Raw genomic sequence first — 22,393 nt, forward strand, 5'->3', positions numbered from 1 at the left:
CTCTCTTTCCCCGCGCGCGGTCAGTGCCTATATTCCCCTTGCCGTTCGCAAGACCGGCTATGGCGATAAACGAACTTCGGAATAAGCCTTTCGGACCCGGGGGCGGTACCCGGCGCCTCCACCCCAGCCCTGCGGCGCAAGCAGCAGGAACTTGCAGCCGACCGGTTGCAGGGCTGCGGCGGGGGCGAAATAGGATCGACGAGGGTGTAAAGGTTGTTCTTTTGCCCGGCATGGTTCCGCCGTTATCGGGCCGTTGCATAGTTGCCAACGACAACAATGCTCGGGTTGCCGTCGCCGCGTAAGCGGTGCTGGTTCCCAAACCAAAGCCCTTGCGTTTAGCCGCGTAAGGCGGGGCTCGGAGGCGCCTGGCAACAGAAGCCTCCACTTTTTTGTCCGGCTCAGGCAGCCGGCGCGGAGCAGCAGAGGAGGCCCTTCCTTTGTATAAGAACTGCTCTAAACTAATGGAATCGGTCACGTTTTTCGTTTCGGGGAGCTTCCCACCGGTCGCGGCGTGATCTAGAGGAGCGGAAACGGAACCCGGACCCGATGACCAAGGATATTCTCCGCTACGACCTGATGGTGCAGGACGCGCTCAAGGGCGTCGTCCGCAAGATCCTGTCCGAGGCGGGCCGCGACGGGCTCCCGGGCGACCATCATTTCTACATCACCTTCCGGACCACCGCGCCGGGCGTGCGGCTGTCGCAGCGCCTGCGCGAGAAGCATCCGGACGAGATGACGATAGTACTCCAGCACCAGTTCTGGGATCTCAACGTCAGCGACCATGCCTTCGAGGTCGGGCTCTCCTTCTCCGGCGTGCCGGAGCGGCTGCTGATCCCCTATGACGCGATCACCACCTTCTTCGACCCGTCCGTCCAGTTCGGCCTGAAGTTCGAGACGCAGGAAGCCGCCGGCGAGGCACAGGCGAGCGAGCCCGCCGCCTCGGCGAAAGCGCCGCGCGGCGCCGCTTCCGAGCCCAGCGTTGCACCGGCCGCGCCGCTCGCGCTTCCGCCCAAGCCGGCCCAGAAGGCGCTGCCGGCGAGCGCGAAGAAGGAAGCAGCCGAGGCGGATGCCGACGCCAAGGCGGACGAGGCCGCGGAGGAAAGCGGCGCCCAGGTCGTCAGCCTCGACGCCTTCCGCAAGAAGACCTGAGACCCAAGGACTCCCATCATGACCGGATTCCGCAGCGAGACCGATTCCTTCGGTCCGATCGATGTCGCCGCCGACCGCTATTGGGCGGCGCAGACGCAGCGCTCGCTGCAGAACTTCAAGATCGGTGGACCGGCAGAGCGCATGCCGCTGCCGGTCGTGCATGCGCTGGTCCTGGTCAAGAAGGCTGCCGCCACCGTCAACGCGAAGCTCGGCCTGCTCGACGCCAAGGTCGAAAAGGCCATCGTCCAGGCCGCTGACGAAGCCCTGTCCGGCAAGTTCGACGAGCATTTCCCGCTCGTCGTCTGGCAGACCGGCTCCGGCACCCAGTCGAACATGAACGTCAACGAGGTGCTGGCCAACCGCGCCAACGAGATCCTTGGCGCCGGCCTCGGCAAGAAGAGCCCGGTCCACGCCAACGACCACGTCAACAAGGGGCAGTCCTCCAACGACAGCTTCCCGACCGCGATCCATATCGCGGCCGCGCTCGCCGTCGCGAATGAGCTTGTGCCGGCGCTCGGCCGGCTGAAGGACGCCTTCGACGCCAAGGCGAAAGCCTTCGCCGACCTCGTCAAGATCGGCCGCACCCATCTCCAGGACGCAACCCCGGTCACCCTCGGCCAGGAATTCTCCGGCTATGTCGCGCAGATCGAGCTCGGCATCGCCCGGATCGAGCAGACCCTGCCCGGCCTGCTGGCCCTAGCCCAGGGCGGCACCGCGGTTGGCACCGGCCTCAACGCCCATCCCGATTTCGCGAGGGCTTTCTCGGCCGAGGTCGCCAGGCTGACCGGCCTGCCCTTCCGCACCGCAGACAACCTGTTCGAGGCGCTCGCCAGCCATGGCGCGATCTCCTACAGCCATGGCGCGCTGACCGCGCTCGCCATGGACCTGTTCAAGATCGCCAACGACATCCGCCTGATGGGCTCGGGTCCGCGCTCGGGCCTCGGCGAGATCAGCCTGCCGGAAAACGAGCCGGGCTCCTCGATCATGCCCGGCAAGGTCAACCCGACCCAGGCCGAGGCGCTGACCATGGTCGCGACCCGCGTGCACGGCAATCAGGCGACCGTCGCCTTCGCCGCCAGCCAGGGCCATTTCGAGCTCAACGTCTTCAAGCCGGTGATCGCGCAGGCGTTTTTGCAATCCGCGCGACTCCTGGCAGACGCGGCCGACAGCTTCCGCAGCAATTGCGTCGAGGGCATCGAGCCCAATCGCGAGCGCCTCACTGAGCTGCTGTCGCGTTCGCTGATGCTGGTGACGGCGCTCGCTCCGGCGATCGGCTACGACAAGGCCGCGAGCATCGCCAAAGCGGCCCATCACAACGGCACGACGCTCCGCGAGGAAGCGCTGAAGGCCGGCGTCGATGCCGAGCTCTTCGACAAGACCGTCGTCGCCGAAGACATGCTCAGCCCGGGCTGACGCCGTGGGGGATGTCGTCAATCTCCGCCGCGCCCGCAAGGCCCGTGACCGGGCAAGCGCCGAGGCGCAGGCCGAGCAGAACCGGATCGCGTTCGGCCGGACCAAGGCGGAGCGCAAGCTGACCGAGGCGGAGAAGACGCTCGCCGAGCGCCGCCTCGACGGCCATCGCCTCTCCGACGATCCCGACGGCAAGGACAAGGCGTGAGCGGCCTGCGTAAGCGCTCCCTCGCCATCGCCGGCCACCGCACCAGCGTCTCGCTCGAGGAGCCGTTCTGGGAGGCGCTGAAGGAGATCGCGGCGGCCGAGAAGCGGCCGATCGCCAGCTTGGTGGTGGAGGTCGACTCCGGCCGGGGCGAGCTCAACCTCTCCTCGGCGCTGCGGTTACGCGTGCTCGCCCATTATCGCGGGCGCACCGAAGCCGCGAGGCTCACACCTGCGGACTGACCAGCAGGCGCCGCGCCGTCTCGACGACGGCGCGCGTCAGATCGGCCAGCCGATCCGCCGCGACCCGGTTGATCTGCCAGAACAGCGGCGTGTCGAGCGCCGTTCCGGGCATCAGCTCCCGTAGTCGGCCGGCATCGAGATGCTCCCGCACCAGCAATTCGGGATTGGCGCTCCAGCCGATGCCGAGCAGGCACGCCTCGACGAAGCCGTGCGTCGACGGCACCCAATGCACGGGATAACCCGGACTTTCTCCGAGGGCGAGCTCCATCCACTGGCTCTGCAAGCGGTCCTTCTGGTTGAAGATCAGCGACGGCGCCTGCGCCAGCGCGGCCAGCGTCACGCCGTCAGCGAAATGGCGGGCCATGAAGCCCGGGCTCGCCGTCGCGAGATAGCGCAGCGAGCCGAGCGGGATGACGCGGCAGCCCTGGATCGGCTTGTCCAGCGCAGTAACGGCGGCGAGCACCCGCCCCTGTCGCAGCCAGTCGGCCGTATGCTCCTGATCGTCGACGGCGATGTCGAGGAGGTGCGGGCTCCGGCCTGCAAAGTCAGCCACCGCCTGCAGAAACCAGGTCCCGAGGCTGTCGGCATTGGCAGCTACTCGCAGCGTGACGCGCTGCTGTGGCTGCTCCGGCTCGGCCAGCGCCGGCAGCCGCGTCATCAGCTCGCCTTCGAGCAGGCCGACCTGCTCCATGTGCCGGCAGAGCCATTCGCCGCGCTCGGTCGCCGTGCAGGGCTGGCCCCGGATGATCAGCACAGTCCCTAGCCGCTCTTCGAGCTGCTTAACGCGTTGTGAGACCGCCGAAGGCGTGACGTTCAGCGCCTGCGCCGCCTTGTCGAAACTGCCTGTCCGGACCACGAGGGAGACCGCTTGCAAAGCGGGGTAGTCGAGCATCGCATTAGCTCTGCTTAATTGGCGTAATGATGTTTAACTACACTAAGGCCAAGCGAGCGACTAGGCGGAGCGGTAGAAACTGGACCGCCACCTATGCCCTTCTCCGTCTATGTCACCGGCTTCACCATGGGCCTCAGCCTGATCGTCGCGATCGGCGCCCAGAACAGCTTCGTGCTGCGGCAGGGCCTCAGGAACGAGCATGTCTTCGCGGTCTGCCTCACTTGCGCGCTCTCGGATGCGGTGCTGATCCTGGCCGGCGTCGTCGGGCTGAAGCAGGCAACGGCGATGTTGCCCATGCTCGAACCGGCCCTGCGCTATGGCGGTGCCGCCTTCCTGATCTGGTATGGCGCGCGCAGCCTGCTCTCGGCCCTGCGTTCATCCGAAGCGCTGGCCGTCGGCACCACCGGCGGCACGACGCTGTCCGCCAGCCTCGTCACCTGTGCGGCGCTGACCTGGCTCAACCCGCACGTCTATCTCGACACGGTGCTGCTGATCGGCAGCATCGCCAGCCAGTTCCCGGGGCAAGAACTGGTCTTCGCCGCCGGCGCGATGACCGCCTCATTCCTGTTCTTCTTCGGGCTCGGCTATGGCGCCCGCTGGCTGCGCCCGCTTTTCGCCGATCCCAAATCCTGGCGCATCCTCGACGGCATCGTCGCCGCGACCATGTGGGCGATCGCCTTCAAGCTGCTGCGGGGCGGCTGACCAGAAAGACAAAAAATAACGCCATATCAGCAGTTTGCGAGCAAGTACTGAATCAGCCCCGCACGCGCTTGAATCACTTTGCCAGCGCCTTGAATCAGTTCTGCAACGGCGACCGCGACAGCGGCCGCGGCACCGACTGGATGTCGAGCGGCGGCGGCAATGGCGGCGCTTCGCCGCGCGATCTGCCATAGCCCGGCGGATCGCCCGGGATAAAGGAGGGCGGTGCGCCCTGCAGGATCATCGGCCCAGGCCGCCCTTCGATCGCGGCCCGGATCGCCGCCTGCCTTGCGCGCTCCTCGGCTTCGGCCTTGCGCCGCTCGTCCTCGGCGCGGCGGGTCTCCTCCTGCCGCTTCGCGATCTCGGCCTTGCGGGCCTCCTCGGCGATGCGCGCCTCTTCCAGCCTGCGGGCGATCTCCGCGCGACGTGCCTCCTCAGCTTGCTTCGCCTCCTCGGCGCGCCGCGCGATCTCTGCCTTGCGGGCTTCTTCGGCGAGTCTCGCCTCCTCAGCCTTTCGTGCCGCCTCCGCCCTGCGAGCCTCTTCGGCGACTCTCGCCTCCTCGGCCTTGCGCGCCTCTTCCGCCCGCTTCTCCTCGGCGATGCGGCGCTCCTCCTCGGCCTTCAGGAATTCGGCGAGCTTGCGCTCGTTCTCGCGCAGCTCGCGCTCGGCCCGCAGGCGGCGGATGTGCATCGCCCGCTCGCGCTGATCGGCCTCGAACGCCTCGACCCGCTCGATCTCGCGCGCCAGAGCCCGCGCCGCCACCACATTGGAGAGCGCACCGACATCGGTCTCGCGCCGCGGCGCCTCAAGCGGCCCGCGCCAGGCAACGCCGACCTGTGGCATCTGCTCCGGCCAGCCCTTCGGCGCGGCACCGAGGGGGCGCAGGTTGAGGCGCAGATCGGTGGTCATCGCCCGCCAGTCGACCAGCCCGGTCGCATCGGCCCTGAGACCGGCACGCTCGACCGAGACGGGCGAGACGCGCAGCACGCCGGCGGCCTGGGTGAAGGGAATGGTGACGTCGCCGAGCGGCCAGCTCGCCTTCTCCAACGCCTCGCCGATCCTATCCTGCAGGCGCCCGGTCTCGCTTTCGGAGGCGTCGTCCCCCGTCGCTGCGATCACCTTCGAGATCGCAGCGGGATCGAAGCGGGCCATGCCGGCGCCTGCAACGCTGATCGAGCCAGCGCCACCGAGTGCTGCGATCAGCCGCGCCGGGCTTTCGCCCGAGCCGCCGGCCTCGAAGCTCCCCGAGAGCTTGCCGGTCAGCGCACCCTTGGTCAGTACGGCGAGGTCGAGCCCGGCGAGGCCGAGCTTGCCGTTGATCTGCGCCAGCCCGCCCTCACGACGCGCCGTGAGCCGCCCGCTGACCTCGCCGCCGGCATGGCTGCCGCGGAGATTGTCGAGGACGAGCCCGTCCGGCCCGGCTGCCAGATCGAGCCGCGCCTTGCTCAAGGCGATGCGGTCGGTCAGGTCGAGCCGCTCGGCGGCAAGAGCGAGCCTGACCTCGCCCAGCCCCGTCGCATTCTGGAAACGGCTCGGCGACCACTGGCTGCCGGCGACCGGCTGGGCCTGTCCGATCGCGGCCGTGAGGGCTGGCTGCAGCGCCAGATAGGGCAGATCGAGCCGCCCGCCGATCCCGTTCTCGGCTGAGAAGCTCAGCGCGCCGCGCGCGGTCCTGCCGCCGGCATTGACGACGAGATCATCGAGCCGCGCCTCGTCGCCGAAGCTGACGCGCCCGGAAGCGTCGAGAACGCCGTCCGGAACCAGTCGCGCCAACCCGTCCGGAAGGACCTGATCCGGCCCGTCGGCTTGCAGACTGAGCCGCGCCGCATTGCCTGCGCCTTCCAGCACCAGCATCAGCCCAGGTCCTGCGAGCGAGCCGACCGGTCCGCTCGGACCGAAGCCGAGCGAGAGTTCGCCCGAGCCACCGCGTGCCGGGCGCGGCAGGCCGAAGGCGGCGAAGGCGCGGCGACGGTCGTCGAGCGAGAGCTTCACATCGCCGCCGCTCCACTGCCCGGCCGCGTCGAGCTTGCCGTTGAGCGCGAGACGCCCGGCCTGGGCCGAACCCTCGGCCACGACGCTGGTCTCGCCATTGGAAGCGCGCGCGAGCTTGAAGCCGGCATCGATGCCGGCGAGCCCGTCCTCGATCCGCGGCAGCACGCGCCGGAAACCCTCGGGCAGCAGCGGCCCGGCCAGCGCCGTCAGCGCAGCGAAGCGCGGCGCGCGGACCCGCCCGGCAATCTCGCCGCCGCCCGGCAGCAGCGCGCCCTCGCCCTCGACCTTGACGCCGCCGAAGCCGTCGACCGCCAGGCGGCTGAGGCGCCAATCACTGCCTTGCCGGGTCAAGGCGAGCCGGGCCGAACCGGGTGGCGCCGAACGATAGCGCAGGCCGTTCAGGGTGAGATCGAGCGCAAGGTCGCGGCGACCGGCGAGCGCATTCAGGCTGTCGCCCGCCGGCAAGGTGGAGAGGTCGAGCCCGTTGAGAGTCAGCTTCGCGTCGAGCCTACCCGGCGTGATCGCGCCGGAGCCTTCCAGACGCGGGCCTGAGCCCGCCCGCGCGGTCATGCGTGTGATCGCGAGACGCTCGCTGCTCCAGTCCAGCACCGCCGTGCCATCGAAGCTGCGCAAAGCCGCGAAGCTGTCGGCCAATCCGGCCTCGACGCCGAGCCGCGCCAGCGCCAGCGCCGCCCGGCGCGCATCCGGTGCCTTCGCCTCGACCGTGCCGCGAAAACCCTGGCCGTCAAACGCGCCGCGGGCGTCGAGGGTGGCATTGGCGATCCTGACCGTGGCGCTGCCTGCCTCGATCCCGTCGCCATCGAGCTTACCGCGCAGGGCAAAGCCGCTGAAATCCTCACCGCGCCAGACGATCTGGTCGAGCTCCAGCGAAAGGTCGAGCGGCCCTGGCAAGGCCTGCAAAGCGCGCTGATAGCCCGGCCGCTGGGCCAGAGCCTCGCTCAGCATGTCGGCGTCGAGCCGGCGCGCCTTGAGCTGGACGCTGCCTGTGCTGTCGCTCGGGTTGAACGAGCCCTCGCCTTCCAGCCGCGCCGCGCCGCCGGCGATCTCGACGGCAAGCCCGGCAAAATCGAGGCGCCGGCTGTCGCCGCTCACCCGCCCCGCCAGGCTGACGGCACCGCCTGGCGCCATGGTGAAGCTGCCCTCAAGCCCAGGCCGGACACGCTGCTCGACACCAGCCAGGATCAGCGAGCCGTCGAAGCTGAACTGCGCCTGCTCGCCGGTGACGGAGGCCTTGGTCCGCAGCCGCCCATCGGCCTCGATCGCGCCGGTGGCAAAGCGCAGCGACGAGCCGGCAATCTCGCCCTCTACACGCCAGGGCCCGTGCAGCGCGACAGCCGAGACATCGACCGAGATCGGCGCCAGTGTCTGTGCCGGCTTGCCGGGCTCGCGCCAGATCACGGCCGCACGGCGGATCGCCAGCCGATCGATCGCCGTCTCGCTCGGCAAGCCCGTGCCCTGGCGGGCCGGCAGGGCGATGGCGCCGCTTTCGTCGGCTACGAGGTTGAGCGTCAGCCCGTCGGCCTCGGCCTCGACCAGCCTGAACTCGCCGCGCGCGAGAGGCGCCAGGGCGAGCTCGGCCGTCAGTCTTTCGATGCCGGCGCTGCTCGCTCCACTCTCGCTGGAGCCGAGGTGCACCTCGCCCAGCGTCAATCGCGGCGACGGCAGCAGCCGCAGCCCGATCCCGCCGGCGACGCGCGTCTCCACGCCGAGCGCAGCGCTGATGCGCTGCTCGAAATGGGGCCTGTACTCGCGCCAATCGACGAAACCCGGCCCCAGCAGCGCGGCCAGCAACGCCGCGACGAGCAGCCCGGCCAGTAAGGTCAGGGCCTCACGCACGCTCTTGCATCAATCCTCGATATGTCGACGGCGCGATCATGCACGCAAGTCGCGGCAGGATCACGACATTCTTGCGAATGATCCCCGTTCGGAATGTCACAAGGCGATGATCTTGCCGGGATTGAGGATGTTCTGCGGGTCGAGCGAGCGCTTGATCAGGCGCATCACCGCGAGCGCCGCCGGGCTGTGCTCGATCGTGAGGTACTTCATCTTCTTCTGGCCGACGCCGTGCTCGCCGGTGCAGGTGCCCTCCATGGCGAGCGCCCGCTTGACCAGCCGGTCGATGAAGGCCTCGCAGCGCGCGACCTCGTCGGCATCGGCGAGATCGACCAGAGGCTGCGTGTGGAAGTTGCCGTCGCCGACATGGCCGACGATCGGCGCGATCAGGCCGGAGGCCTCGATGTCGCGCTTGGTCTCGTCGACGCATTCGGCCAGCCGCGAGATCGGCACGCAGACATCGGTCGCGACCGATTCCGCCCCGGGCCGCAGCGCGCGCGCCGCCCAATAGGCGTCGTGCCGCGCCTGCCACAGCTTCGTGCGATCCTCCGGTCTGGTCGCCCAGTCGAACGGCCCGCCGCCGAATTCGGCTGCGATCTCGCCGAAGCGCTCGGCCTGCTCCTTCACGCCCTCCTCCGAGCCATGGAACTCGACGAACAGCATCGTCGTCTCCGGCAGGCCGAGCTTGGAGTGCAGGTTGACGCCGCGCATCATCACGTCATCGACCAGCTCGATCCGCGCCACCGGCAGACCGGACTGGATCGTCATGATCGTCGCGTCGCAGGCCGCCTTAACCGAGGGGAACGGGCAGACGCCGGCCGAGACCGCCTCGGGAATGCCGTGCAGCTTCAGCGTCACCTCGGTGATGATGCCGAGCGTGCCTTCCGAGCCGACGAGCAGGCGGGTCAGGTCGTAGCCGGCCGAGGACTTGCGCGCCCGGCTCGCCGTCTTGACGATCGAGCCGTCGGCCATCACCGCGGTCAGCGCGATGACATTGTCCTTCATCGTGCCGTAGCGCACGGCATTGGTGCCGGAAGCGCGCGTCGCCGCCATGCCGCCGATCGAGGCGTCGGCGCCGGGATCGATCGGGAAGAACAGGCCCTGGTCGCGCAGATGCTCGTTGAGTTCCTTGCGGGTGATGCCGGGCTCGACGGTGCAATCGAGATCCTCGGCATGCACCGCGACAACCCGCTTCATCTGGCTCATGTCGATTGAGACGCCACCGAACGGCGCGTTGACATGGCCTTCCAGCGAGGTGCCGGTGCCGAAGGCGATCACCGGAACCCCGTGCTGGGCGCAGAGTTTCACAATCGAAGCCACCTCTTCGGTGCTCTCGGGATAGACAACCGCGTCCGGCGGCTGGTTCGGAATCCAGGTCAGGGTATGGCCGTGCTGTTGCCGGACCGCGAGGCTGGTGACGAGCCGGTTGCCGAACAACGCCGCCAGCGCCTGCGTCAGCGCGGCAACGGCCTGCGGCGACGGCGGCAGCTCTGCAGCAGGAGCAGGGGTGGCTTGAGGCACGGAAGCTGTAGAAGGCATTGTCATGGCTGGAGAACTTCGCCTAGTCTGGAATGGTTCGGCCTTGAGAGCAGCGGCTCGTGTTGTTTTCACGCGCCGCGACCGCGCCGGCAAGAGCCGGCGGTGCAGAGCCGCCTACGCATCGACGAGAGACAGACCGAAAGGAGGAGCCGATGCCGGACGACATTCGTACGCCTGCCTTGTTCTTCGCTCCCTTCGTCTCGTCCCCAATGCGGGTCGAGCCACACTGGATCGACTATAACGGCCATCTCAACATGGCCTATTACCATGTCCTGTTCGACCGCGCCGTCGACGAGGTCTTCTCGCTGGTCGGCCTGAACCAGGACTATGTCGAGGCCCGCAAGGCCTCGTTCTTCTCGGCCGAGTGCCATGTGCTCTACAAGCGCGAGGTGACGGCGCGCGATCAGGTCCGCGTCACCGCGCAACTCATCGCCTTCGACGACAAGCGGCTGCATTATTACCTCGAGATGCGCCATGCCAGCGAAGGCTGGCTCGCCGCGACCTCCGAGAACCTGTCGCTGCATGTCGACATGGTGAGCCGCAGGGTCACGCCCTTCCCGGCCGACATCCTCGCCAATCTCGCGATCATGAAGGCGGCGCATGCGCAGATGCCGCGCCCGGCCACGGTCGGCCGCATGATCGGCATGCCGCAGAAAAGCGCGATCACCCTCGGCGAGCCGGTGCAGGAAGCCGAGCGCGAGACGGAGACGCGGCACTAGCCGCGCTCGCTATCCAGTCTTTCAGCGCTGCGGATAGATGGTTTCGCCGCGTTTGAGCATCTCGACGAAGGTCGCGATCTTCTTGCGCCGCCCGGCCTCCGTCTTGAGATTGTGCACTCGGAACGCCAGCGCGAAGCGGTTCTGCGCGCTCAGCTTCGCGAGCATCTCCTTGGCCTGGGGTTCCACGTCGATCGCGGCCTGGAGATCGTCGGGGATCTTCAGGTTTCGGCCGGCGCCATAGGCGCGGGCCCAGCGGCCATCGGCCTTGGCGGCATCGACCTGCACCAGGCCATGGCTGGTCATGCGCCCCTCCGTAACCAGGCGGGCAACATTGTCGACATTGATCTGGCTCCAGATGCTCTTGGCAGTCCTCGCCGTGTAGCGTTGCAGATAGCTGCGCTCGTCGAGGCTCTTCTTGACGCCATCGATCCAGCCCCAGCAGAGCACGACGTCGATCGCCTCCTTGGGCGTGATCGACGGCAAGCCGGATGAGAGCTTGTGGATCTTGATCCAGATCTCGTCGGCACGGTCATGATGCTCGCCAAGCCATTTGTAAAAGCCTGCGGCATCCTCGAATTCCCGGACCTTGTCGGGATCGACCACAACCGGCGCCATCGTTGCTCCAATAGTCTCATTCTGGCCGAAAGGCCGAACCCGCCCTTAGACGTCGATCTGGCCCGCCCATGTCAGCACCGGAATGCCAAGGCCTCCCGATCAATCGTCGCCGTCCGGTATCTTCAGCCGGTGGCCGCAGGCCTTGCAGTGCACGGCATCGGGGTCGTGCCGCTGCAGGGCGCATTCGGGACAGGGAAAGGTCACCTTGTGCGGCCGGAACACCGCCTGGGCCAGCCGCACGAACAGCGAGATGCCGGTGATCATCACCACGATCGAGGTCAGCTTGCCGGCGATGCCCGGCAGGGTGATGTCGCCGAAACCGGTCGTCGTCACCGTCGTGACGGTGAAATAGAGCGCCTCGACATAGCCCTCCAGCCCCGGCCGGCTCATGAAGAAGAAGGTGTAGACGAAGCCGCTGACGACGAAGAGGAAGGTCGCGAGGTTGACCAGCGCCCGCGCCACATCCTCCCAGTCGCGATAGCGCGTCTCGCGCAGTTGCGCCCAGATCAGTCCGCGCTGCGACAGCGACCAGAGCCGAAGGATGCGCAGGAAGCCGAAATTCTCCAGCCATTGCGGCGCCAGCAGCGTCGCCAGGATGAAGAGGTCGAGCAGCATGGTCGGCTGGCGCAGCAGCCGCAGCATGTTCGAGGACGCCAGGAAGCGCGCCGCGATCTCGGCGGCGACGATGATCGCGACGGCATAGTCGAGCCAGAGGAATTCCGGCCGGTCGCGCAGCATCGGCGTCGCGACGAAGAAGCCGATGATCAGCAGGTCGACGACCAGCGTCGCGAACTGGAAGCGCAGCGCTGCCGGGGTACGGCCGTGATAGAGCTGCCGAAGCCGGTCGCGCAGCCCGGAGCGTCTACTGCTGCTATCGTCGGGATCGGCGGCGGCACTCATCCCATCGGCGTAGCAGCGTCGCGGCGACGGCGTCCAGCCCCGGCGCTCAGGCCGGCCTGATCGCGACCGCCTGCACGCTATAGCCGCCGAACAGCCGCGTCGTGCCACCAATGGTCCCGGTCTCGGCGCAGAGCTCGGTCACGACCGCATCGAGATCCCGGCGCGGCGTGACATGGAACAGCGCCAGCCAGCGGTTCAGCAATGCCCTGAACGGGCCGGGCAGATGCGCCTGGTCGCCGAAGTCGACGATATGCAGTGCACCTCCTGGCGCGACCACCTGCATCGCCTGCGCCAGCGCCTCGCGCCAGGGCGGGATCATCGAGAGCGCGTAGGAGATCACCACGCGCTCGAAACCGGCCCGGCCGAACAGCGCCTCCGGGTCGAAACTGGTCGCATCGGCCTGCGCCAAGGTGATGCGTTCGGACAGCCCCGCCTTCGCCACCTGCTCGCGGGCGGTGCGCAGCATCTCCTCCGAGACGTCGAGCCCGTAGCAGCGCGCATGCGGATAGCGTTGCGCGATCTTGATCAGGTTACGCCCGGTGCCGCAGCCGATCTCCAACACCGCGCCGCCCGGCGGCGGCTTCAAGCCGGCGATCAGACCGTCGCGGCCGAGCAGGTAGAACTTGCGGGTCGCGTCGTAGATGTGCCGCTGAAAACGGTACATCCGGTCCATCAGGCCGGCGGCATCCCCCCTGCCCTCGACCGCGCTCACGCGGCCGCTCCACGGACATAGAGATGGAAGGCGCCGTAGATCGAGGAACGGTCGCAGGCGCCGAGCTCGCGGCTGCGCTCCTCCTGATAGTGCCATTGCGACAGGATCGCCTCCGGCACCCGGCCGGGCAGCAAACGCTCATCGGCAGCGGTGCGGAAAATGACGCGGGCGCCGGGCGCGGCGCTGCGCGTGATCTGCGTCCACAAGGCTGTCAGATCGGCATCGTTCATCCAGTCCTGCGCATCAAGCAGCACGAAGCCGTTGCAGCTCTCGGCGGGCTGCTTCTCAAGGAATGCCGTGATCGCGCTCTGATGATAGGAGACGCGCCCGGCGCGCTCCCTCACCGTCTCGAAATTGCGCTGCTCCAGATAGGGCGGCACTGCAGCGTCCGGCTCCGGCCCGTAGCCGCGGCCGAAGGCCTGCCAGGCGAAGTAGTTGGTCTTCAGGTCGAAACCGCAGGCCAGTCGCTCCAGCCGATGGCGCAGCACGGCGCGGATGCCGGCATCGCCGTCGGCGGCCAACGCCTTGTACTGCGCCGGCGGGATGCCGAGCCCATAGAGCGAGGCCGGCTGGCGCACCAGCCAGCGCACCAGCTTTTTGTCGAAGACCGGAGCAAGGTGCCGGTCGAACAGCGCCCGTTGCTCCTCCATGGTCTTGGCCTGCAGCATGACGCGCGGATCGAAGCCGAGCCGCCGGGCGAGGAAGTGGCCCGTACCGATGAAGCGGCCGAGCAGGCCGTAGCGGTAAAAGTTGCGGGCGAAGAGCTCGATCCGGCGCCGGCCGGCGAGGTTGCGCCCTTCCCAATAGGCGCGGCTGACAGCATCCAGCCGCGGCGCGATCAGGCGGTCGTAGGTCTCGACATTGGCCTTGGACTGCGCCTGCCCGAAGAAGCGGCGGAAGATCGCGTGATCGTCGATCTCGGCCAGCGCCGCGAGCTTGAGGTGACCGAGCGCGATATGGGCGCCGTTGAGGTCGATCGCGCTGATCTTCGTGGGGTCGGCAGTGAGATAGGACAGGATGTTGCAGGAGCCCGAGGCGATCGCGACGAGGTGGTCGCTGGGCTGCAGCGCCAGCGCCTCCATGTCGACGACCGGGTCCTCCCAGATCTGCGGATAGACCAGTCCGGAGAAGGCGAGCGTGAACATCCGCTCCAGCATGCCGGCACGCGAGAGCGGCTTGCTGCGATGGACGGCGGTGGTCAGCCCGAGGTTCGTCGTGCGCTTCACCGCGCGGATCGTCTGCGTCACGAGGCCCTCGTTCGCGCCCGTTGCGATGGCGAGCCGACTAGAGGAGTCGCGTGACGGTTGGGTGACGCGGCCGGCGTCAACAGAAGCGATCGGTCGCCGCCGAACGCGGATGTGAAACAGGACACGTTGCGCGGGGCTGAAATCAGGAAGACAAATCCCCATATCTCGCGCGACAATCGAACACGAGCTGGTGGAAAGGAGCCTTGCATGGGCCTGATGGACATGTTCGCCAAAACGGGGAAGCCGGCAGAGCGCGAATTCCCCTTCCAGCTCACCGATGCGGAGTGGCGCCAGAAGCTGACGCCGGAGCAGTACCAGGTGCTGCGCGGCCATGGCACCGAGCGGGCCGGCTCCTGCGCGCTGAACTTCGAGAAGCGCGCCGGCACCTTTTCCTGCGCCGGCTGCGGCCAGCCCCTGTTCCGGTCGCACAAGAAGTTCGAGAGCGGCACCGGCTGGCCGAGCTTCGACCAGCCGCTGGAAGGCGCGGTCGAGGAGAGCGAGGACTACAGCTACGGCATGCACCGGGTCGAGGTGCATTGCGCCAATTGCGGCGGCCATCTCGGCCATGTCTTCCCCGACGGCCCGCCGCCGACCGGCCTGCGCTACTGCATCAACGGCGTGGCGATGGATTTCGCGCCGGAATCCTGACCACTAACGCCGAAAGGCGCCTCAGGCCTTCCCCGGCCTGAGGCCGTCGATCAGCCCGCGCACGCGCCGCGCGAATGCCTCCATCTCGAACGGCTTGGTCATGATATGCATGCCCGGTTCGAGATGGCCGTGGTTGAGCACGGCATTCTCGGCATAGCCGGTGACGAACAGCACTTCGAGACCCGGCCGGCGCACACGCGCCGCGTCGGCAAGCTGGCGCCCGTTCATGCCGTGGGGCAGCCCGACATCGGTGACGAGCAGGTCGATCGGCTGTTGCGTCTCGATGACCTTCATCGCCGAGGGGCCGTCATCCACCTCGATCACGGTGTAGCCCAGCTCTTCGAGCTGCTCGACAACGAGCATCCGCACCAATGGCTCGTCATCGACGACGAGAACCGTCTCTCCGCCGGCCGCTGGCGCGGGCTTGATGGAGTCCGTGGCAGCCTCGCCGAGCTCGACGACTTCGCCCATGTAGCGGGGCAGATAGATGCAGATCATCGTGCCCTTGCCAGGCTCCGAATAAATCCGTGCAGCACCGCCGGACTGCCCGGCGAAGCCATAGACCATCGACAGGCCGAGCCCGGTACCTTGCCCGATCGGCTTGGTCGTGAAGAACGGGTCGAAGGCGCGCTCGACCACGTCCGACGTCATGCCGGTGCCGGTGTCGGAGACGCAGAGTGAAACATATTGCCCCGGCTTGAGGTCGCGCGCCCGGGCCGCCCGCTCATCCATCCAGCGATTGGACGTCTCGATCGTCAGCCTCCCGCCATCGGGCATGGCATCGCGCGAATTGATGCAGAGATTGAGCAGCGCGTTCTCGAGTTGCCCGGCATCGGCATGGACCGTCCATAGGCCGGCTGCGCCGACGGCCTCGATCGCGATCGTCGGGCCGACGCTACGTGCGATCAGGTCGAGCATGCCGTTGACCAGCCCGTTCACATTGACCGGTTTGGGATCGAGTGTCTGGCGCCGCGAGAAGGCGAGCAATCGCTCGGTCAGGCTGGCGGCGCGCCGCACCGCGCTCTTCGCGCCCGTCAGGAAACGCTCGACATCGGCGATCCGGCCCTGCGCGATCCGCGCCTGGGCCATTTCGAGGCTACCGCCAATGCCGGCGAGGATGTTGTTGAAGTCGTGGGCGATGCCCCCGGTGAGCTGGCCGACAGCCTCCATCTTCTGGCTCTGGCGCAAGCTCTCTTCGGCCGCCAGCAGCTCCGCCGAGCGCTGCTCGACCTGCTGCTCGAGCGTCGCGTTGAGTTCGGCCAACGCAATCTCGGCGCGGCGGCGGGCGGTGATGTCCTGGAAGATGACGGCGACCTGCTTGCGGCTCGGCGGCTCGATGCGGACCGCAGCGAGTTCGAGATAGCGGGCAGTCGCGACCAGCTCCTGCTGGAAGCGGATCGCTTCGCCGGTACGCAGCACGGCGCCATAGCGCGCCACCCAGGCGTCCGCCTCGTCCGGCACCATTTCGCGCAGTTTCTGGCCGACCACGTTCGGAATGCCCGCATGGCGTTCGTAGGCGGCATTGGCCTGGATGTGGATGTAGTCGCTGTCGGGACCATGCGGCCCGTCGAAGAACTCGATGATGCAAAAACCTTCATCGATCGCGTCGAACAGGCCCTTGTACAGCGCTTCGCTGTCGCGCCTCGCCCGCTCCGACAAGGTCCGCTCGGTGACGTCCGCGCCCTCGACGAAGATGGCATTGACCTTGCCGTCGGCGTCCCGCAGCGGCTGGTAGACGAAATCGAGGAAACGCTCCTCGCTCGGCCCGCCGAGCTCGGCTTGAATCAGAAAGCGTGCGCCATTCGCGGTGTAGGGCACGCCGGTGCGATAGACATCGTCGAGGATGTCCACGACACCCTGCGCAACGGCGTCCGGCAGCGCCTCCGCCAGGGTGCGGCCGACGATCTCGCGATCGCCGATCAATCTGAGATAGCTGGGATTGGCAAGATCGAAGCGGTGTTCCGGCCCGCGCAGCAGTGCCATGAAGGTCGGCGCCTGCTCGAACATCTGCGTCAGGATGGGGGAAATGAGGCCGGCGTCGCTGTGCACGTCGATCGTTCCGCAAATGTCGGGCTGAACTGCTCCGACACGACACAATGCGCGGCGCCGGCTGCTGGTTCCTTCGCACGCCGGCGCAAACGAGAAAAGATCGCTTTGTCCCTGTGTCAGCCCTCCGGCACCGCCCTGCGTGCCAGCGTCACCGCATCGACCGCCAGCGGCAGGTCGCCGAAATGGCCGGACCAGTGCCCGCCGAGCCGCGTCGCGACGAAGGCGTCGGCGACCGCATGCGGCGCATGCCGGATCAGCAGCGCGCCCTGCAGCGTCAGCGCCAGGCGCTCGGTCAGCAGGCGCGCCTGGCCTTCATGGCGGATGAGATCGGGCAGGTCGTTGTCCAGCGCCTGCAGCGCCGCATCATAGCGCCGGTCCTGGCCGGAGACCGCGTGCAGCTCCGCCCGCAAGGCCTGCAGCGAGCCCGGCTCGCGCTCGAGCGAGCGCAGCACGTCGAGGCAGATGACGTTGCCCGAGCCCTCCCAGACCGAGTTCAGCGGCGCCTCGCGATAATGCCGCGCCATCGGGTTGTCCTCGATGAAGCCGTTGCCGCCATGGCACTCCAGAGCCTCGACCACGACGGCCGGCGTACGCTTCGCCACCCAGTATTTCGCCAGCGGCGCGCCGATCCGCGCCAGCAGCTTCTCGCTTTCCGACCGTTCCTGCCGGTCGACCGCGGCGAACAGCCGGAAGGCGAGCCAGGCGGCGGCCTCGGCCTCGATAGCGAGATCGGCGAGGACGTTCTGCATGATCGGCTGATCGATCAGCAGGCGCTGGAAGGCGGTGCGGTGCTGGGCGTGATGGCCGGCGAGCATCACCGCCTGCCGCATCAGCCCCGCGGACGCCGCGGCGATGTCGAGCCGGGTATTGTGGTTCATCGACAGGCCGGTGCGCAGGCCCCGACCGGGATCACCTAGCATATGGCCGATGGCGCCGCGGAACTCGACCTCGGAGGAGGCATTCGAGCGGTTGCCGCATTTGTCCTTGAGGCGCTGGATCGCGATGCCGTTGCGCTCGCCATCCGGCCGCCAGCCCGGCACGACGAAGCAGGAGATACCCTCCTCATTGCGCGCCAGCGTCAGGAAGACGTCGGAATGCGGCACCGAGAAGAACCATTTGCTACCGTGCAGCGAATAGGTGCCGTCGCGATTGTCATAGGCGATGGTCTGGGTCTGGCGCAGGTCCGAGCCGCCTTGCGTCTCCGTCATCGCCATGCCGACGGTCGCCCCTAGCTTGCCGGCGGCCGGCCCCTGGCTCTTGTCGTAGTTTTTCGAGGAGATCAGCGCGCCCCATTCGGCCCAACGCGCCCGATCCTGCTTCAGCACCGGGATGGCAGAATAGGTCATCGAGATCGGGCAGCAGATGCCGCTCTCGCAGCCATACCAGAGATATTGCAGGGCGGCCCGCGCCACCTGCGCCCCCGGCCCCGGCCGGTTCCAGGCGAGAGCATGCGTTTCCTGGCCGATCGCGCGGGCCATCAGCGCGTGCCAGGCTGGGTGGAACTCGATCTGGTCGATGCGGTTGCCGAAGCGGTCATGGCTGCGCAATTCCGGCCCGTGCCGGTTGGCGAGCCGCGCCATCTCGATCGTCTCGGCCGCGCCGACCGTCCGCCCGGCCTCGTGCAGCCGCTCATCGGCCCAGCCGGCATCGAAGGCCGCGATCGCCGCCTTCAATACCGGATCGGCGGCATAGGCGTCGTAATCGGCCAGCGGCGGCACCTGATTGGTGACCTGGTGGGCGTGCGATGCCTGGGCCATGGATTTCCCTTCCGATCCGCGAACCGCCCCCCGTCATTAACCAGCAGACTATGCTGATGGCCGGGAATTGCGAACCCGCCCGATTGCCGCCCGAGTTACCCCGGCACTTCGCCGCGCGCCGTCATCGGCGCGAGCCCATGGAGAGCCTTCACGTGCTGCGACGCGTCCTGAGTACCCTGGTCATCACGCTGACCGCCTGCTTCGGCCTTGCCGCCATTCCGGCAAAAGCCCAGCCCCAATCCGCTGCGAAGATACAACCCGGCGAAGGCCGGCCCTATGAGATCGCCGACAGCGAGGTCTGGGACGTGCCCGACCCCGTCTCGCGCCGCTCCTATCAGGTCTTCGTCGCCCTGCCGCCCTCCTACGCGAAGGAGCCGCAACGGCGCTATCCCGTGCTCTACGTCACCGACGCCGACTATGCCTTCCCGATCATCCGCCAGATCAACCGCCGCCTGAACCTCGACGGCCCCAAGGTCGAGGAGTTCATCCTGGTCGGCCTGTCCTATGCCAAGGGCGAAGACGGCGCCGTCAGCCGCCGGCGCGACTACACCCCGACGCCGAACGGACCGAGTACCGCGCCAGCAGGCGCGATCCATGGCCAGGGGCAGGCCTACCAGACCTATCTGCGCGATCAGGTGAAGCCGTTCATCGCCGCCCGCTATCGCGTCGATCCGGCCCGAGCGCTCTTTCTCGGGCACTCCTATGGCTCCCTGCTCGGCGCGCAGATCCTATTCACCGAGCCCAGCCTGTTCAGCGGCTACGTCCTCGGCAGCCCCTCGCTCTGGTACGACAAGCGCCACACTTTGGGCCTGGAGGCGAGCTACGCCGCCAGGAACCGCGATCTGCCGGCCAGGGTTTTTCTTTACGTCGGCGAGTACGAGGCGCAGCGCAAAGGCGATCGGCGCTACAATCAGAGCGTCGACATGGTCGCCGACAACCAAGCTCTGGAGAAGGCACTGAAGGACCGGAAGTATCCTAACCTGAGCTTGAAATCGGTGGTTCTCAACGACGAAGACCATCTCACCGTCGCCCCGCGCGGATTCACGCAAGGGCTGCGATATCTCCTGCCAGCGCGCTGACGCAGGCAGGTTTATCATGGCCTGCTCGCCGTCGCGGAAAACCATTCCTGACGGCGAGCAATCCATGACGCCTGCCCCTATATTGACCGTGAACGAATCACGATCACGCCAAGCCGGGCCAAAGCCAAGCCAGTGTCAGACCACGCCACCTCCGCCCCCCTGCCCCGTCCCGGCGGCCTCGCATCCCGCGCGGCAGCGCAGCCGGCGGCCGGCTATCTGCAAGGGCTCAACCCGGAGCAGCGCCAGGCAGTCGAGGCGACCGACGGCCCCGTCTTGGTGCTCGCCGGCGCCGGTACCGGCAAGACCCGCGTCCTCACCACCCGCATCGCCCATCTGATCTCGACGGGCCGCGCCTATCCCTCGCAGATCCTCGCCGTGACCTTCACCAACAAGGCCGCACGCGAGATGAAGGAGCGCGTCGCCCATCTCGTCGGCCCGGTCGCCGAGGGCATGCCCTGGCTCGGCACCTTCCACTCGATCTCGGCCAAGCTGCTGCGCCGCCATGCCGAACTGGTCGATCTGCGCTCCGATTTCACCATCCTCGACACCGACGACCAGATCCGCCTGATGAAGCAGGTGATCCAGGCGGAGGGGATCGACGAGAAGCGCTGGCCCGGCCGGATGCTGGCCGGCTTCATCGATAGCTGGAAGAACCGCGGCCTTGCGCCGAAAGACGTGCCGCCGGGCGAATCCGGCGTCTTCGCCAACGGCAAGGGCGGCAAGCTCTACGCCGCCTATCAGGACCGGCTGAAGACGCTGAACGCCGTCGATTTCGGCGACCTGCTGCTGCACTGCCTGACGCTGTTCCGCGAGCATCCGGAACTGCTGGCGAGCTATCACGAGCGCTTCCGCTACATCCTCGTCGACGAGTACCAGGACACCAACGTCGCCCAGTATCTCTGGCTGCGCCTCTTGGCGCAGGGCCGGCGTAACATAGCCTGCGTCGGCGACGACGACCAGTCGATCTATGGCTGGCGCGGCGCCGAGGTCGACAACATCCTGCGCTTCGAGCACGATTTTCCCGGCGCGACCGTGGTCCGCCTCGAGCGCAATTACCGCTCGACCGGCCATATCCTCGCCACCGCCGCCAAGCTGATCGCGCGCAACGAGGGCCGCCTCGGCAAGACGCTGCGCACCGAGGACGAGGCCGGCGAGAAGGTCACCATCACCGGCGCCTGGGACAGCCAGGAGGAGGCCCGCCTGATCTCCGACGAGATCGAGGCGATGCAGTCCAAGGGCGAGAATCTCTCCGAAGTCGCGATCCTCGTCCGCATCTCCGCGCAGATGCGCGAGATGGAGGAGCGGCTCATCCATGTCGGCGTGCCCTATCGCGTCATCGGCGGCCCGCGCTTCTACGAGCGCGCCGAGATCCGCGACGCCATGGCCTATCTGCGCTGTGTGGTCTCCCCGACCGACGACCTCGCCTTCGAGCGCATCGTCAACGTTCCCAAGCGCGGCCTCGGCGACGCCACCATCCAGCTGCTGCACAACCACGCCAGGGCGACCGGCTTCTCGCTGATGCAATCGGCGCGAGCCGTGGTCGAGACCGAGGAATTGAAGCCCAAGGCCCGCACAACGCTGCGCGAGCTGGTCGAGGCCTTCGCCCGCTGGCAGGGCAAGGCCGAGGCGATGCAGCAGGGCGAACTCGCCGAGCTGGTGCTGGAAGAGAGCGGCTACACCGAGATGTGGCAGAAGGACCGCTCGGCCGACGCCGCCGGGCGCCTCGAGAACCTCAAGGAACTGGTCCGTTCGCTCGACGAGTTCCCCGATCTGCCATCCTTCCTCGAGCACGTCTCGCTGGTGATGGACGCCGATAGCGGCGATGGCGGCGCCCGTGTTTCGATCATGACGCTGCACGCCGCCAAGGGGCTGGAATTCGACACCGTCTTCCTGCCCGGCTGGGAGGAAGGCCTGTTCCCGAGCCAGCGCGCCCTCGACGAGAACGGCCGCGCCGGCCTCGAAGAGGAGCGTCGCCTCGCCCATGTCGGCCTGACCCGCGCCCGCAAGCGGCTGAAGCTCTATTTCGCCTCGAACCGCCGCATCCACGGCCTTTGGCAGTCGAGCCTGCCGTCGCGCTTCATCGACGAACTGCCCGAGGACCATGTCGAGGTCGTCCAGGCGCCGACCGCCTACAGCCAGGGTGGCTACGGCGCCTCGCGCTTCGAGCGCATGGAGAGCTTCGGCTCGTCCTACCAGACGCCGGGCTGGCAGCGCGCCCAGGAGAACAAGGCCAAGTTCAACTCAGGCGGCGGCTCGGGCTTCTCCGATTCCGGCCAGCGCGGCTTCGGCTCAGGCAGCGGGCGCCAGCGCGGCCCGATGCTGATCGAGGGCGAGCTGACGGCGAAATCGACGGGAAGCTCCGCCTTCGACACCGGCGCCCGCGTCTTCCACGTCAAGTTCGGCCCCGGCTCGGTCGCCAGCGTCGACGGCAACAAGCTGACCGTCGATTTCGACAAGGCTGGCCGGAAGATGGTGCTGGATAGCTTTGTGCAGAAGGCGGGGTAGCGACCCTTCACCCAACGCGTGTCATCCCGGACAAGCGGCGAAGCCGCGCCGATCCGGGATCCATGCCTGAGCCTTTCCGAATGAGGTTCCGGAATGGGTCCCGGGTCTGCGCTGCGCTCCGCCCGGGACGACGGCTGATCAGTCTGACCATAAGGGTCGCCTGTGGTACCTCACAGCGG

Annotated in this window: 18 protein-coding genes and 1 other RNA gene; 10 read left to right on the plus strand and 9 right to left on the minus strand. The window is 67.7% G+C overall.

The features are described 5' to 3' along the window. The first annotated feature begins 1 nt into the window (after nt 1). The 5 genes from ssrA (at nt 2) to AC3WLC_RS25575 (ending at nt 3,006) form a co-directional block, all read left to right on the plus strand. Nucleotides 2-386: a transfer-messenger RNA gene (ssrA, locus tag AC3WLC_RS25555) on the plus strand. 160 nt (nt 387-546) lie between these two features. Further along, nucleotides 547-1,149, plus strand: a complete 603-nt coding sequence (locus AC3WLC_RS25560; RefSeq protein ID WP_493686722.1) for an SspB family protein — start codon at nt 547-549, stop codon at nt 1,147-1,149. A gap of 18 nt (nt 1,150-1,167) precedes the next feature. After that, a complete protein-coding gene (fumC, locus tag AC3WLC_RS25565) occupies nt 1,168-2,562 on the plus strand; it encodes a class II fumarate hydratase (RefSeq protein ID WP_493686723.1) in 1,395 nt (464 codons plus the stop codon). Nucleotides 2,563-2,566: 4 nt separating this feature from the next. After that, on the plus strand, nt 2,567-2,767 hold the full coding sequence (locus AC3WLC_RS25570) for a DUF4169 family protein (RefSeq protein ID WP_493686724.1): 201 nt from the start codon (nt 2,567-2,569) through the stop codon (nt 2,765-2,767). Beyond that, the gene (locus AC3WLC_RS25575) at nt 2,764-3,006 is read left to right on the plus strand and encodes a ribbon-helix-helix domain-containing protein (RefSeq protein WP_454024400.1); all 243 of its coding nucleotides are present in this window, start codon (nt 2,764-2,766) and stop codon (nt 3,004-3,006) included. The genes AC3WLC_RS25570 and AC3WLC_RS25575 overlap by 4 nt, the downstream gene beginning before the upstream one ends. On the opposite strand, the gene AC3WLC_RS25580 is transcribed toward AC3WLC_RS25575, so the two are convergent. Further along, a complete protein-coding gene (locus AC3WLC_RS25580) occupies nt 2,990-3,898 on the minus strand; it encodes a LysR family transcriptional regulator ArgP (protein WP_493686725.1) in 909 nt (302 codons plus the stop codon). The two genes, AC3WLC_RS25575 and AC3WLC_RS25580, sit on opposite strands and share 17 nt — an antisense overlap. Nucleotides 3,899-3,991: 93 nt before the next feature. On the opposite strand from AC3WLC_RS25580, the gene AC3WLC_RS25585 reads away from it, so the two are divergent. Next, nucleotides 3,992-4,600, plus strand: coding sequence for a LysE/ArgO family amino acid transporter (locus tag AC3WLC_RS25585; protein ID WP_493686726.1), 609 nt, complete (start codon nt 3,992-3,994; stop codon nt 4,598-4,600). Nucleotides 4,601-4,694: 94 nt separating this feature from the next. Here AC3WLC_RS25585 and AC3WLC_RS25590 read toward each other — a convergent pair whose 3' ends face one another. Both AC3WLC_RS25590 and AC3WLC_RS25595 read right to left on the minus strand, forming a co-directional pair. Further along, nucleotides 4,695-8,447 (minus strand): AsmA family protein, encoded by a 3,753-nt coding sequence (locus tag AC3WLC_RS25590; protein WP_493686727.1) that lies wholly within the window; start codon nt 8,445-8,447, stop codon nt 4,695-4,697. Between the two features lie 96 nt (nt 8,448-8,543). After that, nucleotides 8,544-9,983 (minus strand): FAD-binding oxidoreductase, encoded by a 1,440-nt coding sequence (locus tag AC3WLC_RS25595; protein WP_493687147.1) that lies wholly within the window; start codon nt 9,981-9,983, stop codon nt 8,544-8,546. Nucleotides 9,984-10,135: 152 nt separating this feature from the next. Here AC3WLC_RS25595 and AC3WLC_RS25600 point away from each other — a divergent pair, with 152 nt between their 5' ends. Beyond that, entirely contained in the window at nt 10,136-10,702 is a 567-nt protein-coding gene (locus tag AC3WLC_RS25600) for a thioesterase family protein (protein WP_346359452.1), read from the plus strand. A gap of 21 nt (nt 10,703-10,723) precedes the next feature. Here the strand turns inward: AC3WLC_RS25600 and AC3WLC_RS25605 are convergent, their stop codons facing one another. From AC3WLC_RS25605 to AC3WLC_RS25620, 4 genes are all read right to left on the minus strand, one after another. Next, nucleotides 10,724-11,317, minus strand: coding sequence for a YdeI/OmpD-associated family protein (locus AC3WLC_RS25605; protein WP_493686728.1), 594 nt, complete (start codon nt 11,315-11,317; stop codon nt 10,724-10,726). A 99-nt stretch (nt 11,318-11,416) separates the two neighbouring features. After that, on the minus strand, nt 11,417-12,217 hold the full coding sequence (locus AC3WLC_RS25610) for an ion channel (RefSeq protein WP_493686729.1): 801 nt from the start codon (nt 12,215-12,217) through the stop codon (nt 11,417-11,419). Between the two features lie 46 nt (nt 12,218-12,263). Beyond that, entirely contained in the window at nt 12,264-12,929 is a 666-nt protein-coding gene (locus AC3WLC_RS25615; RefSeq protein WP_493686730.1) for a class I SAM-dependent methyltransferase, read from the minus strand. Continuing rightward, the gene (locus AC3WLC_RS25620; protein ID WP_493686731.1) at nt 12,926-14,176 is read right to left on the minus strand and encodes a BtaA family protein; all 1,251 of its coding nucleotides are present in this window, start codon (nt 14,174-14,176) and stop codon (nt 12,926-12,928) included. The genes AC3WLC_RS25615 and AC3WLC_RS25620 overlap by 4 nt, the downstream gene beginning before the upstream one ends. A gap of 216 nt (nt 14,177-14,392) precedes the next feature. Here AC3WLC_RS25620 and msrB point away from each other — a divergent pair, with 216 nt between their 5' ends. After that, nucleotides 14,393-14,824 carry a peptide-methionine (R)-S-oxide reductase MsrB gene (gene msrB / locus AC3WLC_RS25625; protein WP_493687148.1) on the plus strand — a complete coding sequence of 144 codons (432 nt, stop codon included), beginning with the start codon at nt 14,393-14,395 and terminating at the stop codon, nt 14,822-14,824. 21 nt (nt 14,825-14,845) lie between these two features. On the opposite strand, the gene AC3WLC_RS25630 is transcribed toward msrB, so the two are convergent. Both AC3WLC_RS25630 and AC3WLC_RS25635 read right to left on the minus strand, forming a co-directional pair. Continuing rightward, a complete protein-coding gene (locus tag AC3WLC_RS25630) occupies nt 14,846-16,873 on the minus strand; it encodes a PAS domain-containing protein (protein ID WP_493686732.1) in 2,028 nt (675 codons plus the stop codon). Between the two features lie 116 nt (nt 16,874-16,989). Further along, nucleotides 16,990-18,630 (minus strand): acyl-CoA dehydrogenase family protein, encoded by a 1,641-nt coding sequence (locus AC3WLC_RS25635; RefSeq protein WP_493686733.1) that lies wholly within the window; start codon nt 18,628-18,630, stop codon nt 16,990-16,992. A 152-nt stretch (nt 18,631-18,782) separates the two neighbouring features. On the opposite strand from AC3WLC_RS25635, the gene AC3WLC_RS25640 reads away from it, so the two are divergent. After that, a complete protein-coding gene (locus AC3WLC_RS25640; RefSeq protein WP_493686734.1) occupies nt 18,783-19,709 on the plus strand; it encodes an alpha/beta hydrolase in 927 nt (308 codons plus the stop codon). 132 nt (nt 19,710-19,841) lie between these two features. Further along, nucleotides 19,842-22,214 carry an ATP-dependent helicase gene (locus tag AC3WLC_RS25645; RefSeq protein WP_493686735.1) on the plus strand — a complete coding sequence of 791 codons (2,373 nt, stop codon included), beginning with the start codon at nt 19,842-19,844 and terminating at the stop codon, nt 22,212-22,214. Nucleotides 22,215-22,393 lie beyond the last annotated feature (179 nt).

It is taken from the genome of Allobosea sp. GW821-FHT03A12 (genome assembly GCF_058986765.1).